The sequence below is a fragment of the Microcoleus sp. OTE_8_concoct_300 genome (assembly GCF_031383065.1).
In the GTDB taxonomy this organism is placed as follows: Bacteria; Cyanobacteriota; Cyanobacteriia; order Cyanobacteriales; family Microcoleaceae; genus Microcoleus.
Map to the genome: position 1 here is coordinate 1 of NZ_JANMZH010000812.1, position 1,046 is coordinate 1,046.

The following is a 1,046-nucleotide window of genomic DNA, read 5'->3' on the forward strand; positions in this document are numbered from 1 at the left end:
CTGGATGCTCATGGTCTTTTAATGCTTGTTGCAGAGTTTCCTTTGTTTCAGAACTGAGGAAGTTTTTAGTAGGCATTGACTTTCTCGGAAAATTATCATATTATACCATACAATATGCGTTTTAGATGCTGAACAGCTTAAGAACAGAATTGCTACGTTCAGAAGTAATATGGGTAAGGTGCGCCACAGCTCGCCCTAAATTACTCAATATTGGAGACTCAATGATATCCTACTGGAAAAATCTTCACTTGAATTCGGAAACTATCGGCTTAGTCTACGGTTTTTTGGGCGTAGTTGGATTTAGCTTGACATTACCGGCAACCAGAGCCGCTGTGATAGATTTAGACCCGCTTATTGTAGGTTTAGGACGCGGATTAGTAGCGGCTATACTAGCAGCCTTTACTCTGCGGATAACGCATCAACCCCTTCCATCAAAACAGCAACTTGGGAGTTTATTAGTTGTGGGATTGGGAGTTGTTTTGGGATTTCCGGTACTATCGGCTTGGGCAATGCAGCAAGTACCTGCCGCGCACGGTGCTGTGGTGTTAGGGGTGTTGCCTTTAGCAACAGCGATAGCAGGGTTTTTGCGAGCTGGCGATCGCCCTGATTTCAGCTTTTGGATTGCTAGCATTGTCGGTAGTACAACCGTTGTTATTTTTGGAATTATTACTGGTGCTGGGCAGCTTCAGCTCGCAGATTTAGCGTTGTTGGGATCGGTAATTGCTGCTGCTTTTGGCTATGCTGAAGGTGGGCGATTAGCTCCGATTTTAGGTGGATGGCAAGTGATCAGTTGGGCATTGGTTATTGTAGCTCCTTTTGAGGTTTTGCCAACAATATTTTTGGTTTTAAAGCAAGGGTTGATAGCTTCACCCATAGCCTGGTTTGGTTTTGCTTATGTGAGTGTTATTAGGACTAAAAAATAAATAACTTGATGGATTGTCGGATATAATCAAAAACAGCGCCCTGATTGCTATTTTCTCTAAAATTGATAGAAACTCGCAAGGGATTTTTCTATTCTACCACTTTATCTGAGATTTAAACCTATG

At 42.5% G+C, this 1,046-nt stretch carries 1 protein-coding gene; it reads left to right on the forward strand.

Annotated features, from left to right (window positions below):
- Nucleotides 1-125: 125 nt before the first annotated feature.
- Nucleotides 126-923: a DMT family transporter gene (locus tag ACUVJL_RS36155; protein WP_445250224.1), complete on the forward strand. Its 798-nt coding sequence runs from the start codon at nt 126-128 to the stop codon at nt 921-923.
- The last annotated feature ends 123 nt before the right edge of the window (nt 924-1,046 follow it).